This is a genomic window from Ktedonosporobacter rubrisoli, assembly GCF_004208415.1.
GTDB lineage: Bacteria > Chloroflexota > Ktedonobacteria > Ktedonobacterales > Ktedonobacteraceae > Ktedonosporobacter > Ktedonosporobacter rubrisoli.
The window spans coordinates 10318445-10338174 of sequence record NZ_CP035758.1; the positions used below are offsets into that span (position 1 = coordinate 10318445).

Sequence of the window (19730 nt, forward strand, 5' to 3'; positions counted from 1 at the left end):
TTTTATACCTCGTTAAGTGCTTTTTCCAGGATTCTCAGAACAGTTTCGGCTCCGGCTCTCATGGGATTGATACGTATCCAGTGCTGGGCCGCGGCAGCTCCTAGCTCCGCCGTCATGGTGCCCGAAACGCGATAGAACATAGGGATAAGTTCGTAGCGAGACATTGCGCCTACCGGAAATGGAGCGGCTCCATATCTGGCGGCCAGCGTTGTGATCTGCGATCCGATGGGTGCGTGAAACCTGATAAGAATGATTGGCGATTGCATATTTGCTATGTGCGCCTCGGCGATGGCGGGATGGGCCCGCTTACGTATGTGGGTGACGATAGTATCAACTGTCTCCTGCGTGGTGGCGTTGGCCATGAAGGCCATGCTTAAGCCAATGAGGGCCTCTTGCGCCTGAAAGCCCTGAACGCGCGAGCCACCGGAGTACATGTCTGCTCTGATCCGCTCGGCAATTGCCTGCGTACAGAGCACAATACCAATACCTTCAGGTCCCAGCAGCTTGAAGGATGAGAAGGCACTGACTGCGGCTCCCAGTTCGACCCCAATTTTGGGCGTGTTGGCAACCGCGTAGTTATCGTCAACAAGTATCACCAGCTCTGGCCTACGCTTGCGTATGATAGAGATAACGTCGGCGAGTTGGTAATGGGTAGCCAGGTTTTGCCGCGTATGCTGGATTAAGACTGCTTGCAGCTCTTCGCCAGCCAGAGCCTGGGTCAGTTGGGCCTCATCATCGAAGTTGATCGGAACCGCCTGGTAGCCTGCGGCACGAAATGTTACTGCCGTAGTTGGATAAAGCTGAGCTTCGTGAACCAGAATACGGCTCAAGGGAGGCAACAGAGCAAAGAGCGCGCATCTAATGGCTCCGGTCCCGGCTCCTGTAACAAAGACTGCATCCTCAACCCCAAACATGCGGGCGAGGGCGCGCTCAGCCTGGCGTGTATAACGGCTGCCTTTCCCATCCAGGCCAACGCCAAGATCTCCTCGGCTTAACCATTCATGGCCAGCAAACTCTTGCGTAATGGCCTCGACAAGGCGAAACTGGAGCTGACGCGCTTCGGCAAGCGATAGAGGAGCTAGACGGCTAATCGTAAGCATTAGGACATGCCTCCTGGATTGGCTAGAGGTAGGGCCGCCGCAGCCAGAAAACGCCGTGGGTTTTCCTCGGTCAGCAGTTTGATGGTTGCTGGAGCGATACCTTGCTCTGTGAGCATGGGCAGGAAGGTTTGGATAAGATGAGCATAGCCCTGCCCACCATTCGCGCGTAAATAAGCGTTGCGCGAGATATCGCACGAGAGCAAGATGCGCTCTGCCAGGCCAGCCTCGATAAATGCCTTAATATATTCTATGCGGCGCTGATCCGGGGCATAGCTCTGCTTGCCAACTGTATCAAAACCTACGTATGCGCCCTGTTGGGCAATACGTAATACTTCTTCAAGCGAGGGACAAAGATCCAGATGCCCGATCAGAATGCGCTCAGGTGCTATACCGCCTGCGAGCAAAAGGTCAAGCTCTTTTTGCGCCCCGCCGCCAAGATGGGCGTGAGTTGTTACCACGACAGGAAATTGTCGGGCCAGGCTGGCCACGGCCTTGAAGACTTTCACCTCATCTTTGTGCAGCGGATCGCCCGAACCTCCAATTTCGCCGAGCAGCATTGGGCGCACAGAAGTGCCCTCACACCCGTTTGTAAGTTCCCGGGCCAGGCTTTCAGCGATTTGCTCCACGCTGGCAGTGCGCAGAGACTGGGGATGAAATCCCTGGTGGTAGTAACCGGTAGCTGGAATGATCTGCACGCCTGTGGCCAGCTGAATGCGCTGCAGGTGCTCGATGCTGCGTCCCATGCCCAGGCAGCTAAGCTCCATGATTGCCGCGACGCCCAAAGCCTTGAGGGTGCGGATCTCCTCCACAATAAGTTCAAATTGATCAAGCTTGCCGGCCGGATCGCGCGCAGTTGAGAGATTTAGCCATAGATGTTCATGCGTGTAGATCATGCCTTCGGCAAGTGGTTCTCTCTCTATGGCTGTTTGTACAATAATCTGCCTGCTTGACACTGATCCCTCCTTTAAAAATACATGCAAGATATTTTGCCTGGCTAGGCTCTTGCCTTTGTGCCCATGTCTCCGGTCACAGAAGCTGGTTAGAAGAGCTTCTGTGACCAGTTTGCGCCCTGGCCATATGCTTATTACTTTCCCAATAAGCATTGCTATGGCTTATCTAGCGCTTATTTTACGGCTATCGGTGTAAAGAGATGAATATAGGCTAAGAGGTTAAAAGCGATGCCGGCAAGAATAACTCCAACCGGACCTGCAGCCATGCGCACGACAGGCCGGCCCAATACTTCATTCAATGCATATAATCCACCTACTACGGCGATCCCCACCCCACCAGCCATCGCATTAGCGGCAGCGATAGAGCCAAAGAGAATAGCCACTTCTAGGGTGAGATTGATGGCATTGCGAATATTATCGGAAGCATCGCGTACCGTGCGTAGTGTGCCCAGCCACTTAGCGATATAGCTAAGGACAAAGACCTCTATGCCAAACAAGAGACCGCCGGCGATGCCGGCAAGAATGGGATTAGGCAGCAGATAAGCCGCAGGATAGATCAGCGTAAAGCCGACAACCTGGAAGGCGCCAGAGGCTATGGCTGTGGTGACGATCAGCGGGATAAAGCCAAGGGCGCGATAGAAATCTACCTGTGCAGCATTAGCGTACTGGCCTTTGGCGATGATATAGCTGGTAGCCTCTCCGCCGGCAAACATATGCGTATTGACCAGGACGCCGAGCAGCACCCCCATAATCACAAAGAAGGGTGCATATTTTTTGAGGCGAGCCGCGTTAGCCGCAAAGATAGAACTTGTCTCTTCATCAATACTACTGTTTGTATCCTCCTCTATGGCTGTCGCAACGGTGGCCGTGCCTCCCTCCTCTGCAGTAGCGGCCTCATTGTCGGCGCTCTGACGCTTAGCGCGCTCGGCTGCTGCCTGAAGCCGCGTTGCACGGGCCATCTTAATCTCCTCAGCCACGGCAAAGATAACCAGGAGCACAACGCCGCTAGCCATGGTCAGGGCACCGGGGAACATGACAGGTATCCATTTCATCGTTGCTAACATAACCAGCAGACCGAGGACGAAGGCAATGGCGCCGCGCCAGCGCCCAAATTGCATGGCAATCGCAACTGCGGGAAAGAAAGCGAACAGGTAAAGGATTGGATTAGACATCTGTTGCATTGCCGTGAGAAAATTGACGGGCAGGCTATTCGCAGCGGTAGTAGCGGCACCCAGGCCAAATACGACGATGGCTCCCCATAGTGCGCCGAGAATAGGGGCCAGCCATTTCTTGGGCGAGAGAATACCCAGAATATCCGAAGGCAAAAACAATACCCAGGGATTGAGGACGCCCGAAGAAAAGGCAATAGGCACGCCAAGACCAAAGATAAAGCCGGCTGAGAGCCCGAAGGCAATCGCCGTCATTTGTGGGCGTTTCAATTCTCCCCGATAGAAATCAAGGAGAAAGGGTCGTACGCCATCGTTAAACACGGCTAAGGCCATTTGCGAGAGTAGAGCGGCAAAGGCCGTGCTTAAGATGGTGAAGATAATAACCAGCGGAGTGAAATGGAGACTCATAGCGCTCCCCTTTCTGCTGTCACTTGACCTTTTAGAGTTTCGTGCGAAAATTCCCTTCAAGAAGGGCTGACAAGACCTTATGCTTTCAGGCCCTGCTTGAGGGGACTGGAATTAGCGCGCGAGAATGGTATCTACCAATCCTGGAACTACGGCGTTGATCTGATCAACCGATAAGCCAAAGGCCCGTACGCCATCGTCTAACAGCTTCTTTATATCGTTAGGATTGACGCGAGCCTGTCGTCCGAACGTATGACACCTCTGACGGCCTAGAAAAGCAAGCATAGCTCCTAGCGAGCCACCGGCCCCTGTATGGCAGGTACCAATGTAGTAGGTATCTGCTGTCCGCTTCATGATGGGACCAGCTTCAAGATCGCTGCTGACAACTACTTTAAGTCCTGGATCGTGGCGCTGTTCTAGCAGGCGTTTGACATCGGCCTTACCCACGCCACCGATATAGATGGTCGGCATAGTTACGCTCCTCTCAGTCTCTGTCTTCGCAAAATGACGAAGCTGTGAACGAATATATCGTGTCGAAACAACATTATCTGCTCTGAGCGCTGTGTTGTTCAGACACCACTACATCAGAGCGTCAGGAAATAAGTGAAACTATAGAAACCGTACCTCCTCTCTTTGCTCTTCGCAAGTTTAAGCATGCTTTCAGGCTTCCAGGTGGGCTACACGCGGATCGTTGTTGCGGGCCAAGAAAGCTCCCAGGTGAAGTAAAACAAAATCGATTTCTTCAGAAGGCAAGCTAATATGCAATTGCTGCAAGGCCTGCTGTTGAATATATGTTGCCAGCGGCAAAAGCGCTGAAAGTTGCCTGGCCTGATTGTGGACTTCTAGATCCCAGGCGCTGCCCAGATCTTCTCCCCGTTGTACACGCTCTAGTGCCAGCATCAGGTGACTGGCCAGTGGTCCCGTTGTTTCTTCATTGCAGGTATAATGTGTGCTTTGTTCAAGCCAGCTCAGCATATCATGTACGAATTGCACGACCTGATGCGAGGCCAGGCCTTCTCGCTCATATATATGGAGGCGTTCCTGTATATCCTGTTCCATATCCTCTTCCTTGCTCGCAACCCCCGGATTTTCTGTATCCGTTGGATGATCTTCTTTCCCTGGGGATAGCTTCGCTCTATCCGGGAAGTCTGTCTCTCTCTTGAAAGTTTAAGAATGTAAGAACAAGCACGCATAAAGTAAAGAAGCCATGCGCCTGGATCAGTAGCGAGGCAGGCGCTGACGTTCAAGCACTTCATGCTGGATAGCTGTAATGCGTTCAGGCGAAAAAATACTTAAGAGGAGATTGCGTACTGGTGCATCCTTAAGGGCAATAATAGCCGTCTGGGCAGCTATTTCGCGTTTGTAGGCAGCTCCCTGTAAGGGTAGGATATGTACGCTCTGGAGTGCTGTCTGTACACCGTCGCGATTCCAGATAATGGCGTCGAGATCTCCTTCCTGCAGCAGATCTAAAACGAGAGTGCTATTAATCGGCACTATCTCCCATTCGGGGTGGAAGCGACATTCCTCTTCGGTGAGTAGTGTTTCGTCAAGGGAAGTAGTATCTACGCCGATGCTGCGAATTTCGGCTATTGGCAGCCGACTGACCAGCACATGTTCAGAAACATAAGTGCTGGCCGGCAACCGGGTTACAATAGCTAGCTCCGGGTGCTGTTTGATAAGGGCTTCGGCTGCTAGCAACGACATGACGGCGTAATGATAATGTCCCTTACGCACCATTTCCCCGCGCGAGACCGAGCCGCGCTGATAGGTCATGTTAAAGGGGAGCTCTGAAAGCTCCATCTGAGCATGCAAGGCGGTTGCCAGCCCTTCATAGCGCAGCGTATAGGGCAAGGGCATCGAGCCAACAACCCATTCATTGCCCGCATAGTGCCAGAGCAGAGGATAATCGATCTCGGCAAGAAAAGAGCCTTGCGCGCCGTGGGATTCTACACGAATGGCGCCCGTCCGGGTGAGGTAATTAAAGGCCTCCTGGAGCGTTCCATTGCCAGCTTTGAGCTTACGCGCAACATCTACCATGCGGGGCAATTTATCGCCTCGTGAGTAATGGAGCAAGAGCCTGGCCAGGGCTACGGTTATTCTGCCTGTTTGTGAGAGAAAATCCTCTGTATTTATCGTCGCCATCTCTTTTCTCTATCTCAATATCCAGTATACTGGATATAGTATAGACGCCAAAAGAAGCGCTGTCAAGGCTTGCTTGCTTTGACAGCGCTTCGACGTTATGCAGAAAGCGAGCTCTAGCTTTAGCTGGGGAATCTTATTGTGGTATACCGTTGTGCGTCCGAATTGTCAATTATAGACTATTTACTATTGTAAAGGCTGAGAAAGCATGATAAGCTAGAGTTGTACACAATAGTCGTACAGGAACAAGAATAGGGGGGACATGACTATAGTGATGTTTGATGAAATCCTAGAGGCAAAAGAAGTAGCAGCAATGTTCAAGGTAAGCGTTCGGAGTATTACCCGTCTTGCAGAGAAAGGCGAGTTAGTTGGCTTTAAAGTTGGCGATCTTTGGAGATTTCAGCGTAGCGACGTAGAATCATATATAGAGGCTCAGAAGCGTAAGCAACAGCGTGAGACACAATAGAGTTTTGATGCGTTCCTCTGCTTGCCTATGAGGAGGCATATTTATGATAAAGGTTCAGCAGTACGAAACCAATCTTAGAGAATTGATCGAGGAAAACGGCTACACATTTAAAGAAATATCCGAGGAAACGGGCATTTCGTTAAGTGCATTGTTTATCTATGCTCGTGGGGAGCGATCTATTCCTCACGAGAGTCGCTACAAAATTGCGAGAGTCATTGGTTGCTCCGTAACAGATGTCGTTTCAAAGAGGCAACTTCAAAAAGAGGTAAGTAAGAAGATCGTTACTGATGACCTTCTTACTGAACTCGAAGATGAATTAGCAAATCGATGGAACCTTTATCATACAGTAGGCGCAAAATATGCTTATCTTGGGCTAGACACAAAGCTACAGGAATTAGATAAGTTAGCCCAGTTTGCTGAGGGTACTCGATGGTCTAATCAGGCGCTCATGCTTCTTGCGATGGGGTATCAGTTACAGAGTTGCGTTTTGCGTGATATGATGGATTACAAGCAATCACACATCGCTTACCAGAAGGCATTCGATGTTGCAAGGATGCTAGAGGATCAAGAATTGATGGTTTCGGCGCTGGCACGTGAGGGTGTGACGCTTATTCAGCAAGAAAAGCCTCAAGAGGCTGTTATCTATCTCGTAGGTGCGCTTAACCTTCTTGATGATCACGGCTCTTTAGTGCTGCGAGGGTATATCTTGCAAGGAATATCAGAAGCTTATGCAAAAGTAGCTAGGGCAGATGAGAGTTGGAGAAGCATTGAACAAGCAGAGAAGTATCAGACCGAGTGTGTATGTATTCAAGAGCGTAGCCTTATTCGTGGTGTGACCACAGCCTCGATCGCTGCACAAAAAGGGGTCAATGCTGTTCTCTTGCGCGAACATCAGCGAGCCATTACACTTATTGATGAAAGCCTGAAGACTTACGATACATCCCTTACTCGTGGTTACGCACGACTGCTTATCCAGAAGGCTGAAGCTTCCTTAGGGCTAGAGACAATTGATGCGTGTGTTCATCATGCACTGGAAGCTCTTTCGTTAGCTAAAGGTGCAGGGTCTAGCAAAACAATTGCTAGGGTACAGACCTTACATAACTGCCTTCAACAATCGCATTGGAGAAAGGAACCAAGTGTTATCCGGCTTGGGATGGCACTCAAGGGGAACAGATGAAGAAACTACCTTTAGCATTGTCCTTTGGCGCTAGTGCCATTGCTCTAGCGTCGTTTTTCTTCTGGCTTGCCTTCTACCTGAGAGGCAGGCAGTTTGCTCTACGGGAACGCTTGCATCGTGCAGATGCTATTGTGGTCCTTGCTGGTACACGGGGCAACATCAAATTCTTGCAGGGCAAGATTGCCACTGCTGTTCGTCTCTATCAAAAAGGATGGGCACCACGCATTATTTGTAGCGGTAAGTTTAGCGTTAAGGTGACAGAAACTCCAACGCTCATCCCAATGTCAGAGTTGCAAGCAGCCGTAGGGCAAGGACGCATACAAGAGAAAGATGTCGCTCCCGCTGCTAAATCCTGGGATGTTGCGCTTGGAGCTTGTTACATGTGTGAGCAAGCTGTGCAAATGGGTGTGCCACGAGGGGTTATTCTTGTTGAGAATGAGTCGTTACACACCAAAGAAAATGCAGAGATGGTTCTTGCACTGGCAAAAAAGCACAAGATGCGTAGAATTATTCTTGTCACTTCCCCCTTCCATCAGAGACGTACTTACCTGACCTTTGCAAAAGTATTTCAATCTCACGGAGTCGAAATTTTAAACTATTATGCGGATACCGGTGAATGGCATCCGGCAACATGGTTTCTCTCGACTGAGCACCGCAAGCTAGTGCGAAGCGAAGAGGAACGTATAAAGAAATATCGTGCTAAAGGCGACTTGCTTTAAAGCCTGATTAAAGTTAATTACCCGCTAATCCTCAGATTAGCGGATTTATTTTTGTCCTCTACAGCGTAGACTAACCAGCAAATCGTGCCTATGCACGAAACGTACACGAAACATGCACATTGTATATACGTTATTAGCCAATAATTGCACACTTTTGGAGTATTATTTTCATAGTTCCTTTCCGACTGAATGCCATGTTACTGCTTCTTGATGACATATCCATCATGAGCAACATTCATAGGTCGGAACCTGCAGCGCCAAGGATCTAGCTATAGCGAAAATCAAGCCGCAAGTAGAAGAGGGAAAGGTGAGCATAGATTTTTCAGGACCACACACTGGCGATCTCTTGCTGTATGCTGACGTTTTCACCGCAATCGAACATCGGTGGGCTGAGGTTTCCAACGCCACCGACCAATGTGTGAATACATTTGAACACATTTAGAAAGGGAGAGCCGTATACTCAGCTGATTACTACAATCTCTCAACCAATGAGAATGGACACAGATACGGCGAGATAGGAAAGGATCGTCTCGTGTTACACGCGACGATTTGACATTATGGCATGAGGATATGTCGTTATAAAGGGATGATCTTATGTTAGAAGGAAATTTTGAGCATACTCTCCCAATTCGCTTAGAGCTCAGGCAGTCGCAGTTGGGATTAGTTTCCCAGCTTAAGCAGCTATTTCAGGTCTTCGTTCCAGATCTTCAAGATACAGCACGTAACTATTACTACTATGTTGCTCTCGACTTGACCTCGGATCAGGCTCTCGTGCAAGCTGCATTCTTACATCAGCATCACATTTGCTATACAGATCTCTTCAAGCAAAGAGAGGAATTCGTGCAAGCCTGTTTCCAGGACATAGACATCAATGGCATTCTCATTCATACAGTGGCCTGTGAGACGGATTCACAAGGGCAACTGAAAGTGTATTTGATAGGTAAAGAGCGTGAGAAGTTACAATGGTCTGCCTGGTCGCCTTCCCTGCAAGGTGAAGACGAAGACGAACAAGTATATATAGCCCAATTCCCGGCAAGTTGGCTTTTACACTCTGCCTGGAAACTAGAGAAGCGAGGAAGGTAGCGGATATGGAACGGAAACTCGGGCACCTTTCGGGGAAAGAATTATCTGCTGAAACAGATAAAGTGCTTATAAAGCTTGAAGCATATGTTTACGAGCTTTATACTCGGGCTCAATTAGCGTCATGTACAGAGCAATTATATACAGAACTTTTGGACATTGCTGTAGATGCAAGAGAGCACTTCAACGCGCTCAAAGAAGGTGATGTCGTCACAGGCAAGTGGATCGTTACGAGGGATGCAATAACAAGGCTGATCGAACAGAGAATGGAAGAGAAAATAGCCGAGCAGTAGAAACTTTCTCCAGTCTATCCATTCTCACTACTCCTTGACTTATAGCTAGCACAGCTAGCGCCCATAGAAGAGTCAGGTAAAGGGCAGTTTTACCTGACTCCCTCTATCTACATTTTTGAGAAAGGACTAATAGGATTACCTGGTCTTCATAAGAAGATATAAACCTCTATCAGCTTTACCCATTTCTCAAGGTTTCTGCGCGACTAGCGGCTTAAGCTGGGCCTCAGTGGCTTGCAGGATATTCACAAAGGTCTCTTGCTTAAGTAAGGCCTGGTGAACTGATCTTTGCAGCACATCTGAGATATCTACATATTTTGGTGAGACAGGCCTGGGTAAAGCTGTTTGCAGAATTGGCTTGAGTTTGCCAAAGAAGGGCTCTTTCGCTAAGACGTCGGGATCATCGTAAGCGCTTTGTAGGGTAACTGGCCAGCCCGCACCGATTGCGCCCTGTTTCTGGGCGGCGGGTTGCAGCATATAGTGAATAAATTCCCAGGCTTGCTCTGGATAGCGCGAGTAGGTATTGATGGCCATGTTCCAGCCGCCGATAGCCGAATGGCCTGTGGGGCTGTGGGGACCGTGAGGTAAAGGCGCAATATCAAATTTGTTGGCAATTTTTGAGGACGCAGGGTTATTGCCTAGAGGATAGGCATAGGGCCAGTTGCGCATGAAGGCTGCGTTGCCGTTTTGCCAGGTGATACGCGAGGGCTCTTCGGTGTAGGTAGTCACTGCCGTAGGAGAAATAGTGCCAACCCAGCTTACCATCATTGAGAGAGCTTGCTGTGCTTCAGGACTATTAATCGTGACCCTGGTAGGATCGTTGGGGTCCAGGACTGCGCCTCCATAACCATGTAAAACCTCGACAAAATTGCAGGTAAGCACCTCGCTTTGTCCGCCTTGCCAGACATAGCCATACTTAGTTTTGGCCGGAGCGAGATCTTTGGAAATATGTACAAGATCATCGTAGGTGGCCGGTGGTGAGGAGACAAGATCTTTGCGGTAGTAGAGGATGCCCACGCCGGTGCGATATGGTGCGGCCCAGAGCTTGCCAGCAAAAGTACAGCCTTTGAGCGGCGCTTGCAAGTAGTTCTGGCGCTCACTGGCTGGCCACATGCTCTCAGTAATCGGCTTTGTCCACTGCTGAGCAGCGAATTGCGCTGGATAAACGATGTCTAAGGCTATAATGTCGATACTGCTGCTGCGCGAGCGAAAGAGGGTGTTGTACTTGGAGAGCATAGCCTGGGTATCGCTGGGACCCTGGGTCCAGGTGATGTGAATGCCTTTTTGCTTGCCGACTGTCTGATTGAAGGTGCTGGCCAGGTCTCGATAGGTAGTTGTCGAATCGTTCTCGCTTTGCCACACAATGTTTGTGGCGGGACCATTGCCAGCGCTGCTATTTGTAGTGCCGCCGCAAGCTTCGAGCAGCGATAGGGCGGCAGCACTGCTCAGGCCGGCTGTCATGACCCGCTCTAAAAAGCTGCGGCGCGTGATGCGACCTGAACGAATCTTAGTAATGCTTTCATCAATGACTTCTCGTTGCTCTGTAAACATCCAGAACCCTCCTCTCAAAGAGCACAACAAGTAGATTCATGCGTGTTAAGCTTTAAAGTGAAACAAAAGCTTATCCCAAATTATTCCTCGGCAAAAGCAGAAAAAATCGAAGCCGACCGGCTGTATGTTTCTCTAATACATGCTCTGCTCACCTCACCTTCTTTGATTGCTTGTATCTGAGGTTACACTATAACGCTGACAAGCAAATTGTATATGAGCCAGATCGATTTGTCTAGAGCCTGTACTCATGTTTCATTGACGTGTTTTTATTTGCATGCTATACTCCCACTAAAGAAATATGTAACTATGGTTACAAAAATAGACAGCTATTATGAGGAGGTTACTGTTGTCGGACTGTAAAGAAGCGCTCAAGGCAACATCTGCTGAAGGCAACGCAGAGATGCGTGTGCATCAGGACTATCCTTTGAATGTGGGAGCCTCGGCCCATAGCGTGCGCCAGAAATTTATAACTGAGCAAAAGAACTTTTATATACGCAATCATGGCTCCCTTCCTACTGTGGATGTCCAGCATTATCGTCTGACAGTTGGTGGTCTGGTACAAACGTCTTTGGAGTTAACACTTGATGAGTTGCGCGCAGCTTTTTCTTCGGTAACTGTTACCGCAACCCTGCAATGTGCGGGCCATCGGCGCGATGAGCTGGCGGCAATTCGCGCTATTCCTGGAGAGGTAATCTGGTCAGCCGAAACCGCAGGCACTGCCACATGGAAAGGCGTGGCTTTGCGAGATCTGTTACAGGCTGCTGGCCTCAAGAAAAGTGCCAGGCACGTAGCTTTTCTTGGTCTTGATGAGATCAGTAAAGATGGAGAACGGTTTGGCTTTGGAGGCTCTATTCCAGTTGAGAAAGCTCTGAGCTCAGAAGTCTTGCTGGCTTATGAAATGAACGGCGAGCCGTTAGCACCTGCACATGGTTTCCCTGTACGCGTAGTCGTGCCCGGCTATATTGGGGCGCGTAGCGTCAAGTGGTTGGCGAACATCACCTTGCAGGAAGAGCCCTCCAGCAACTACTATCAGGCCCGCGCTTACAAACTATTTCCTCCCCATATTCGCGCCGAAACTGCTGACTGGCAACAGGGGCAAATGCTAGGCCCTCTTCCCATCAACTCTGTTATCTGTAGTCTCCAGCCCGGAGCCGTCTGTCAAGCTGGTCAGCTCGCTATTCAGGGATATGCTATCGCTGGCGAAGATCAGCGTATCGAGCGTGTAGAGCTCTCGCTTGATGCTGGTGCTAGCTGGCTAGAGGCGACCTTGACTGAGCAAGCGCGACGTTGGGCCTGGAGCTTCTGGGAAGCCAGCGTACAAGTGCAACCGGGGACATATCAGCTTATGGTACGGGCCTGGGATACCGCCGGGCATGTGCAGCCAGAGAACCTGGAAAGTATCTGGAATTGGAAAGGATATCTCAATAATGCCTGGCAGCGCGTCACTATTAGTATAGAATGAGGACGAAAAACATATGTGGGACTATCATGCAGTTCAACAGGATGTGCATAGTAATCATGGTTCGCTGAGAAAGCAAATTGACCTTATTGTGCTCAAATACATGCTGCGCAGGCTGCATCTTACCCTTGGCCTGCTGAAGCCTGCTCCCACCTCAGTAGCTCCTCTGCTCTACACCTTGCAGGAGCGGCATGGACGCAAGCACCGCATTGTCATCTACAAGTATAGCGACTTGCTCTACAGAAGTTCGTTTCAGTTTGTTGGTTTTGTGAGCAAACAGCGAGCTCAGGTCAAGCAGAGCATCGTAGATGAGATGGAAAATGTGGATCAGCTTTTGCTCAAGGAGCTGGCTTATAATCCTGGCTTACTTAGCTATTCCTCGCTAGAATTGCGCGAGGGGCACTGGTATAATCTAGTGATCATGAGCGATAGCGCTACCAAAGAGCATGTCAAGAGCTCAAGTATTCATAGGCATGCCGCCTATGAGCTGGCTAGCGACTATTATGACTGGATACGCCTGCATAATGGTATTCTGGCTGAAGGGCTTGACCACACCGAGATGTGCCTGCAAAAAACCAGGCACTATAGCTTTTCTGCCTTACAGACACAGCCTGTTATCAAGCAATATGTTCATGAGCCATGTCATTCTGCACCCTCAACTGATGGGGTGCTCGTATAGGAACTGCTTTTGCAGAGAAATAGCCTGTTATAAGGAAGCATATGGATCGGACAACACCTGTTCAGGATCAGCTAGAAAAACTTACGGGAGCAAACTTTCTTTCCCCGCTCCTGCAGCCAGCTTATAGCGCGATTATGGAATATCTAAGCCGCCAAGTGGGCGCTACAGCCGAGCTTGGTATCGGGCAGTCGCTTGAAGAGTTTGCCGAAGGGAAGCTGCAGCTTGGCTTTCTCTGTGGCCTGCTTTATGTGCATCTGGCCAGGAGCGAATATTGTCCTGTTGAGCTGCTGGCTGCGCCAGTATTGTGCGGGGAGCGTTATCATGGTCTACCTATCTACTTCTCGGACGTAGTAGTGCATAAAGATAGTCCATTTACCTCCTTTGCCGACCTGGCAGGCTGTACCTGGGCCTATAACGAACGTGCTTCGCATTCGGGTTGGAACCTTGTCTGTTATAGTCTCTATGCGCGAGGCCAGACGCTTGAGTATTTTGCCAGAACTGTAGAGACGGGGACGCATCAAAAGTCGCTGGAACTGGTTATGGAAGGTAAGGCTGATGCCACAGCGCTCGATTCGCAAGTGCTGGCCGTAATGCTGCGCCAGGATAGCGACCTTGCTGCCCGCGTGCGTGTCATTGAGGCCCTGGGGCCATCGCCCATCCCGCCAGTAGTGATCTCAAAGAGCCTGGATGTATCCTTCCGTGACCGGCTGAGGACGGCGCTACTCAATATGCATAATGATCCCAGTTATGCCTCTGCTTTACGCTTTGGTGAGATAGAGCGTTTTGTGCCTGTCACCGATACTTCCTATCAGCATATTCACGATATGTTTACCTTCGTTCAGCAAAGAGTGGAGTAGGCAAATTGTCGTTTCAGTTAGACTCTGCCTGCGCTTATTTGCTTCTGGCGTTGTCCGGGAAATCCTCTTGTAGAGAGGAATGAAAAGTTGTATTATGCTGAGCAGATAAGATAGATAAGGCAATAACTTTTTTTAATTTGTGTTCGGGAGAATGCTCTCTGTGCAGTTTCTATGCAGGCATAGATCAAATTATCTCCTGTGGGAAGAAGTGCGTGCATGAGAAAGCGTGCTGTGCCTGGGCCTAAGCCGCGTCTGCGCGCGCAACGTCTCTTGCGTCACTGGTCACAACAAGAACTGGCCGAGCAGCTTGGAACATCGGTAGTGACCATTAATCGTTGGGAACGTGGTGTAACAGCTCCCAGCCCCTATTTTCGCCTCAAACTTTGCAGCCTCTTTGGCAAGACCGCCTCCGAACTAGGTCTATTGCCCGACGAACTGGAACTGGAGAAGGCAGACATAGCTTCTCCAGACGAAAGTGCACTAGCTGCTTCTACACCCTCTCAGGGCTTTTTGCCGTTTCGGCGCAACCCCTTCTTTACTGGACGAGATGGCGTGCTCACACAATTGCATACTCTCCTGCAGAAGAATACAGCACAGATTTACGCGCTTAGTGGGCTGGGTGGTATTGGCAAGACGCAGATAGCTATCGAATATGTCCATCGTTTTCGCCATGCTTATCAAACCGTATTATGGCTCAGAGCCGAGAGCTACGACGTGCTCAGCGCCGATTGCCTTCTCTTTATCAAACACTCCGGCCTGTTGAAAATAATAGAGGTGCGGCAGGCAGAACAACCGCTAGAGATGGTTAGCTTCTGGCTCAGTAAGCAGTCAGGCTGGCTCCTTGTACTGGATAACGTAGAAGATGAAGGCCTGATAGAACATTTTCTTCCTCCTTTTTATGCTGGGCATGTGCTCCTCACAACGCGCACCCAGACCCTGGGGCCGCTGGCTCAGATGATCGATGTAAAGCAAATGACGCAAGAGGAGAGCGTTGTATTGCTGTTGCGCAGAGCAAAGCTGCTCCCGCTGCAGGCGCAGCTAAGAGATATTTCGCCTGAATATATCAGGGAAGCAAACGAGATTTGCCTGCAGCTCGCGGGTGTTCCTCTGGCCCTTGACCAGGCCGGCGCATATATTGAAGAGACAGGCTGTAGCCTCTCGGACTATCTGGCGCGCTATCAACGGCGGCGTCTCTCCTTGCTGGATCGCCGCGGAAGATGGCATATGCAGCACCCGGCCTCCGTTGTCGCGACGATCTCGCTCTGTATGGAGCGCATTGAGCAGAGCTTTCCAGCTGCGGCTGAGCTGTTACGCTGCTGCATCTTTTTGCCTGTTGAGAGCATTAGCGAAGAATTCCTCATGCGGGGAGCCGCTGCTTTGGGGCCGATTCTGGCCGATATGATTGGCGATCCTCTGGCTTTGGATGAGGCTATTGCCAGCTTGCGCACACTGTCGTTGCTCTATCGTCATGCTGCGGCCAGGCGCCTGAGCGTTCATAGCTTAGTACAAGTCGTGCTGCTGGATATGCTGAGTGAAGAGGAGCGGTATGTGTGGATCGGACGCGTGGTAGGTGCTGTTCAGCTTGCCTTTCCAGGCGCACGGACAGTTGATGATGTGCAAATATGTGAGCAGCTTTTGCCGCTGATATACGCCTGTGTGGACTACATTCGGCAGAGGAAGCTGATAAGCCCTGAGTCTGCTCAATTGCTCCACAAAGCTGGTAATTATCTACTCCTTCGAGGAAGGTATGCGCATGCCGAAGAGTTTCTCCAGCAAGCCCTTATCATCTATCAACAAATGCCAGCTACAGTTAAGCCGGATATTGCTCCCATCTATAATGACCTGGGACTGGCCTATGAGGCCCAGGGGAAGTATCAACAAGCGGAAGCCGCCTATGAACAGGCACTTCCGCCAGGCGACGAGGAGCAGCTTTTGGCGACTCCTGTCATGAGTGATATATTTCTGAATATCGGGCGCCTTGCCCTGCAACAGGGAGATTATACGCGTGCCGAGAAAGAACTTGCCCGTGCCCTTGACCTGAAGGAGCAGCGCCTGGGGTGCGAGCATGCGGCCCTGATGCCTGACTTACATTTGCTGGCTCTGCTTTATTACCAGCAAAGAAAATACGCTCAATCCGAAGCTAGCCTACAAAGAGCTATTGCCATCTGCCAGAAAGCGCTTGGCGAGGCCCATCCTGGCACCTTAGAGAGCTACAGCAATCTGACCCTCATGTATAGCGTGGAAGGGAAATATGCTCAGGCTCAGGAGCTCTATCAGCAGACAGTAGCTATGCTGGCCAGCATTTGCGGCAATACAGATTATTTTACGTTGAGCGGACTACGCAGCCTTGGCCTGGTATATGGCTTGCAGGGCAAGTATAGCCAGGCCGAAACATTATTGCGCCAGGCCCTGGCGATTTGTCAGCGCACCTTTGGTAGGCTGCATAGCGATACTGCGGAAGCCCTCAGCAATCTCGCCTTAATATATAGGCTGCAGGGCGGCTATGAGCGGGCTGCGGCACTGCTTCAGGAGGCCAGACAAATCTACACCGAAATGTTTACTGCTCAACATCCCAGTGTGGCGGGCTGCCAGTATGCTTTAGGGATTGTATATGGCTTGCAGGAAAAGTATGAAGCGGCCCAGGAAGCGCTTCGGCATGCCCATGAGATCTACAAACGTGCCTTTGGCCCTCCTCATCCAGAGGCAGTAGAGTGTCTAAGTGCTCTGGGAGTGATATATGCTGTGCAGGCAAAGTATGCAAAGGCTGAGCAACTCTTGCTACAAGCTCTGGATAGCAGGATGCACTCAGTCGGAAGCGCTCACGCGGATGTAGCGAATGCCTGCTACCGTCTAGCAACACTGTATCTGGAACAAGCTAAATATGACGATGCTCTGCTCTATGGGCAACGTGCCCTTCACATCTATGAGCAAGCTTTAGGAAAAGACCATCCCCAAACCCTTGAATGCTTGCAATTACTTGACAAACTTTGTAGTTAACCTCTTTTCGGCTCATTCTCCTGCAAGAGACATTTTTTAATAGTTGCGATAAAAAATGTATTTGGGGCAAAGTGTTAATGGGATGGTCAAACTGATAATAAAACTGCTAAAACATGTTATTTTCTGCTCTCTCCATTCTTGCCTATAGTGTAAATAAGGATTAATTCCCGGCACAGCGCTAGCCGTGGCTCATAGCGGGAAAAGGCTAGCTCACAAAAGAAATAGAGAGAAGCATGTTATCTATAAGTAATCAACGCAATATTCCTGGATCGCAAACCGAATTTGCGCGCAACGCTACCGGCCATCCTGTCTTCACCTTGACCATTAATGAGCGCCAGGTAGTAGCCTATGAAGGACAGACCTTGCTCAGCGTAGCGCGCGAGCACGGCATCAATGATATTCCTGAGCTCTGCAACGACGAGAAGCTCGAACCGACAGCAGCCTGTCGTATGTGCCTGGTACATATTGAAGGGGTAGAGCGGCCCTTGCCTTCCTGCAATACAGCGGCAAGGCCTGGCATGGTAGTAACTACAGATTCGTCTGAATTGTTTCAGCTCCGGCGGACAAATCTAGAATTAATGTTATCAGATCATAATGCCTATTGCCAGCCGCCCTGTCAGGTAGATTGTCCAACCCATATTGATATTCCCGGCTATCTTGAACTGATTGCCGCCGGAGCTATGAAAGAGGCCGCGCGCTTGGTCAAAGAAGTGCTCCCTTTCCCATATATTCTCGGCTTGACCTGCCCCGCACCCTGCCAGAGCGCATGCCGTCGCGCCCTTGTCGATGAAGAGATTGCCATTTGCCGTATGCATGGGCATGCAGCAGAAGCTTGCTTGCTCGATCCGCCTGTCCCTTTTGTCAGGGATGAGCCAAGCGGCAAGAAAGTAGCTATTATTGGGGCTGGCCCTGCTGGCTTAACCTGCGCCTATTATCTGGCCCTGAGGGGGCATTATTGTAAAATCTTTGAGCAGCAGCCGCAGCCCGGCGGTATGCTGCGCTATGGCATTCCCGAGTATCGTTTGCCAAAGGATATGCTGGACCGCGAATTGGATCACGTCTGGCAACTCGGCGTCGAATTGCAATGCAATTGCAAGTTGGGCCAGGATTTTACCCTTGACGATCTCTTTGCTCTCGGCTTTGACGCGATTTATCTCGCGATTGGAGCCTGGACAAGCAATCCATTAGATACTCCAGGAGATGAGGCCCGGGGCGTGGTAAATGCGATAGCTTTTCTCGGCGAGAAAGTAGAGGGGAAACCTGTACCCGTGCAGGAGGGCGATGAGGTGGTTGTCCTGGGTGGTGGATTTACCACTTATGATTGCACGCGAACCGCTTTGCGGCTGGGCGCTAAAGTCCATACTACCTACCGACGTTCGCTCAAGGAAGTAACCGCGGCGATGGAAGAAGTAGAAGATGCTGAGGCCGAGGGTACAGAACTGATCTTCTATGCCCAACAGATCCGCGTGATCGCTGAGCGGGGAAGCGTAAAGGGCTTGGAGTTTATAAGAAACAAGCTGGGAGAGCCGGATGCTAGCGGGCGTCGGCGCCCGGTGCCTATCCCCGGCTCAGAATTCACCATTCCGTGCAATACGATTATTCCAGCCTTTGGCCAAAAGCCCGATTCATCTACGCTTGACGAGCGAGCGGGCATCAAATGGACAAAAAGGCAAACTATTCAGACAAATCCACATACCTATATGACAGATCGTCCTGGCGTCTTTGCCGGTGGCGATTGCCAGATGGGAGCCAGGACGATTATCGAGTGCGTGGCGCAAGGGAAACTGGGATCTCGGGCTATCCATGCCTTTCTGTTGGGTGAGGATATGCAGGAAGTAGCGCGTCGCCTGGAACTGGAAGAGCGCAAGCCAGATCTTTTTGCTATCGTTCCCTATAAGCCTGTGGAACCAAAGGTCAAAATGCCCATGTTGCCCTACGAGGAGCGCAAGCGCAGCTTTGGGCTGATTGAAATGGGATACATTCAGGAACAGGCGCAGCGCGAGGCTGCCCGCTGCCTACAATGTGCCTGCCCGGCCGCCGGTCAATGCGATTTGCAGAAGTACAGCATTGAGTATGGTCTTGCCGATAATCGCTTCCATGCTGGAGAGGCGCGAGACTACCATGATTATACTGTCGATCTATCACATAGTTTTATTTTGCGCGATCCGAATAAATGTATCAACTGTACGCAGTGTGTGCGCGTCTGCCATGATGTCATCGGGCCCAACTGTTATGGTATGTTCGGCAAAGGCTTTGATACAATCGTTTCGACACCCTTTAACGTAAGCTTACATGAGACAGATTGTGTCTCATGTGGAGCGTGTGTTCAGGTGTGTCCAACCGGCTCTTTAATGATGGCTGAGCGCTCTCTGACCCGCTATGCCTTTGCCCTGGATCGCTGTATCTTTTGTGGTGATTGTATTGAGGTCTGTCCGCATGGTGCATTGGGCGAAACGCCAAATTTTGAGCTCTCTTTCTTCAATCGCTTTGGCGATGATATCACCTTAGAGAAGGAAGATCTAGCCGTAGCTCCAAATTACCTTGTGCGCCAGCGACTGCCGCGAAGCAAGCGCCAGATTCCGGTAATCAATCCGCTGGTGCGTCCTTTGCCGGCGCGCGATATTCGTGAATAAATACTTTCAGCGGGCATTTCGCCTAACCTTTTCAGATCCATCTCCTTATATATAGATGC

General features: G+C 50.4%; 17 protein-coding genes. 10 read left to right on the plus strand and 7 right to left on the minus strand.

From position 1 onward, the window contains the following. Positions 1-2 precede the first annotated feature (2 nt). The 6 genes from EPA93_RS44130 to yhfZ form a co-directional block, all read right to left on the minus strand. Entirely contained in the window at positions 3-1100 is a 1098-nt protein-coding gene (locus EPA93_RS44130) for an aminotransferase class V-fold PLP-dependent enzyme (RefSeq protein WP_129893655.1), read from the minus strand. After that, positions 1100-2053 (minus strand): phosphotriesterase family protein, encoded by a 954-nt coding sequence (locus EPA93_RS44135; protein ID WP_165423797.1) that lies wholly within the window; start codon positions 2051-2053, stop codon positions 1100-1102. The genes EPA93_RS44130 and EPA93_RS44135 overlap by 1 nt, the downstream gene beginning before the upstream one ends. A 170-nt stretch (positions 2054-2223) precedes the next feature. Next, complete coding sequence (locus EPA93_RS44140; protein ID WP_129893657.1) at positions 2224-3627, minus strand: YhfT family protein; 1404 nt, start codon at positions 3625-3627, stop codon at positions 2224-2226. Positions 3628-3738: 111 nt separating this feature from the next. Continuing rightward, positions 3739-4095, minus strand: coding sequence for a DUF2620 family protein (locus tag EPA93_RS44145; RefSeq protein WP_129893658.1), 357 nt, complete (start codon positions 4093-4095; stop codon positions 3739-3741). A 189-nt stretch (positions 4096-4284) separates the two neighbouring features. After that, the gene (locus EPA93_RS44150) at positions 4285-4683 is read right to left on the minus strand and encodes a PRD domain-containing protein (RefSeq protein ID WP_129893659.1); all 399 of its coding nucleotides are present in this window, start codon (positions 4681-4683) and stop codon (positions 4285-4287) included. Positions 4684-4842: 159 nt separating this feature from the next. Then, positions 4843-5766 (minus strand): GntR family transcriptional regulator YhfZ, encoded by a 924-nt coding sequence (gene yhfZ, locus EPA93_RS44155; RefSeq protein WP_129893660.1) that lies wholly within the window; start codon positions 5764-5766, stop codon positions 4843-4845. A 259-nt stretch (positions 5767-6025) separates the two neighbouring features. Here yhfZ and EPA93_RS44160 point away from each other — a divergent pair, with 259 nt between their 5' ends. From EPA93_RS44160 to EPA93_RS44180, 5 genes are all read left to right on the plus strand, one after another. Beyond that, a complete protein-coding gene (locus EPA93_RS44160) occupies positions 6026-6229 on the plus strand; it encodes a helix-turn-helix domain-containing protein (protein WP_207229368.1) in 204 nt (67 codons plus the stop codon). A gap of 43 nt (positions 6230-6272) precedes the next feature. Further along, entirely contained in the window at positions 6273-7406 is a 1134-nt protein-coding gene (locus tag EPA93_RS44165) for a helix-turn-helix domain-containing protein (protein ID WP_129893661.1), read from the plus strand. Then, a complete protein-coding gene (locus EPA93_RS44170; protein WP_129893662.1) occupies positions 7403-8125 on the plus strand; it encodes a YdcF family protein in 723 nt (240 codons plus the stop codon). Before EPA93_RS44165 ends, EPA93_RS44170 begins: the two co-directional genes overlap by 4 nt. Before the next feature lie 594 nt (positions 8126-8719). After that, positions 8720-9208, plus strand: a complete 489-nt coding sequence (locus EPA93_RS44175) for a hypothetical protein (RefSeq protein ID WP_129893663.1) — start codon at positions 8720-8722, stop codon at positions 9206-9208. Between the two features lie 5 nt (positions 9209-9213). Then, entirely contained in the window at positions 9214-9498 is a 285-nt protein-coding gene (locus EPA93_RS44180; protein WP_129893664.1) for a hypothetical protein, read from the plus strand. A gap of 186 nt (positions 9499-9684) precedes the next feature. On the opposite strand, the gene EPA93_RS44185 is transcribed toward EPA93_RS44180, so the two are convergent. Beyond that, the gene (locus EPA93_RS44185) at positions 9685-11046 is read right to left on the minus strand and encodes an ABC transporter substrate-binding protein (RefSeq protein ID WP_129893665.1); all 1362 of its coding nucleotides are present in this window, start codon (positions 11044-11046) and stop codon (positions 9685-9687) included. Positions 11047-11392: 346 nt separating this feature from the next. Here EPA93_RS44185 and EPA93_RS44190 point away from each other — a divergent pair, with 346 nt between their 5' ends. The 5 genes from EPA93_RS44190 to EPA93_RS44210 all read left to right on the plus strand — a co-directional run bounded on the left by EPA93_RS44190 (position 11393) and on the right by EPA93_RS44210 (position 19671). Continuing rightward, on the plus strand, positions 11393-12508 hold the full coding sequence (locus EPA93_RS44190) for a sulfite oxidase (RefSeq protein ID WP_242527259.1): 1116 nt from the start codon (positions 11393-11395) through the stop codon (positions 12506-12508). A gap of 13 nt (positions 12509-12521) precedes the next feature. Next, the gene (locus EPA93_RS44195) at positions 12522-13184 is read left to right on the plus strand and encodes a hypothetical protein (protein WP_129893667.1); all 663 of its coding nucleotides are present in this window, start codon (positions 12522-12524) and stop codon (positions 13182-13184) included. Positions 13185-13225: 41 nt separating this feature from the next. Continuing rightward, positions 13226-14041: a phosphate/phosphite/phosphonate ABC transporter substrate-binding protein gene (locus EPA93_RS44200; protein ID WP_129893668.1), complete on the plus strand. Its 816-nt coding sequence runs from the start codon at positions 13226-13228 to the stop codon at positions 14039-14041. Positions 14042-14257: 216 nt separating this feature from the next. After that, on the plus strand, positions 14258-17038 hold the full coding sequence (gene fxsT, locus EPA93_RS44205) for an FxSxx-COOH system tetratricopeptide repeat protein (RefSeq protein WP_129893669.1): 2781 nt from the start codon (positions 14258-14260) through the stop codon (positions 17036-17038). 233 nt (positions 17039-17271) lie between these two features. Next, positions 17272-19671 (plus strand): FAD-dependent oxidoreductase, encoded by a 2400-nt coding sequence (locus EPA93_RS44210; RefSeq protein WP_129893670.1) that lies wholly within the window; start codon positions 17272-17274, stop codon positions 19669-19671. The last annotated feature ends 59 nt before the right edge of the window (positions 19672-19730 follow it).

What these genes read in the sequence shown, in the direction of transcription:
- fxsT (WP_129893669.1), top strand. Translation starts at nt 14,258, where the DNA reads ATGAGAAAGCGTGCTGTGCCTGGGCCTAAGCCGCGTCTGCGCGCGCAA.
- EPA93_RS44145 (WP_129893658.1), bottom strand. Translation starts at nt 4,095, where the DNA reads ATGCCGACCATCTATATCGGTGGCGTGGGTAAGGCCGATGTCAAACGC.
- EPA93_RS44210 (WP_129893670.1), top strand. Translation starts at nt 17,272, where the DNA reads ATGTTATCTATAAGTAATCAACGCAATATTCCTGGATCGCAAACCGAA.
- EPA93_RS44185 (WP_129893665.1), bottom strand. Translation starts at nt 11,046, where the DNA reads ATGTTTACAGAGCAACGAGAAGTCATTGATGAAAGCATTACTAAGATT.
- EPA93_RS44165 (WP_129893661.1), top strand. Translation starts at nt 6,273, where the DNA reads ATGATAAAGGTTCAGCAGTACGAAACCAATCTTAGAGAATTGATCGAG.
- EPA93_RS44170 (WP_129893662.1), top strand. Translation starts at nt 7,403, where the DNA reads ATGAAGAAACTACCTTTAGCATTGTCCTTTGGCGCTAGTGCCATTGCT.
- yhfZ (WP_129893660.1), bottom strand. Translation starts at nt 5,766, where the DNA reads ATGGCGACGATAAATACAGAGGATTTTCTCTCACAAACAGGCAGAATA.
- EPA93_RS44140 (WP_129893657.1), bottom strand. Translation starts at nt 3,627, where the DNA reads ATGAGTCTCCATTTCACTCCGCTGGTTATTATCTTCACCATCTTAAGC.
- EPA93_RS44200 (WP_129893668.1), top strand. Translation starts at nt 13,226, where the DNA reads ATGGATCGGACAACACCTGTTCAGGATCAGCTAGAAAAACTTACGGGA.
- EPA93_RS44130 (WP_129893655.1), bottom strand. Translation starts at nt 1,100, where the DNA reads ATGCTTACGATTAGCCGTCTAGCTCCTCTATCGCTTGCCGAAGCGCGT.
- EPA93_RS44150 (WP_129893659.1), bottom strand. Translation starts at nt 4,683, where the DNA reads ATGGAACAGGATATACAGGAACGCCTCCATATATATGAGCGAGAAGGC.
- EPA93_RS44175 (WP_129893663.1), top strand. Translation starts at nt 8,720, where the DNA reads ATGTTAGAAGGAAATTTTGAGCATACTCTCCCAATTCGCTTAGAGCTC.
- EPA93_RS44180 (WP_129893664.1), top strand. Translation starts at nt 9,214, where the DNA reads ATGGAACGGAAACTCGGGCACCTTTCGGGGAAAGAATTATCTGCTGAA.
- EPA93_RS44195 (WP_129893667.1), top strand. Translation starts at nt 12,522, where the DNA reads ATGTGGGACTATCATGCAGTTCAACAGGATGTGCATAGTAATCATGGT.
- EPA93_RS44160 (WP_207229368.1), top strand. Translation starts at nt 6,026, where the DNA reads ATGACTATAGTGATGTTTGATGAAATCCTAGAGGCAAAAGAAGTAGCA.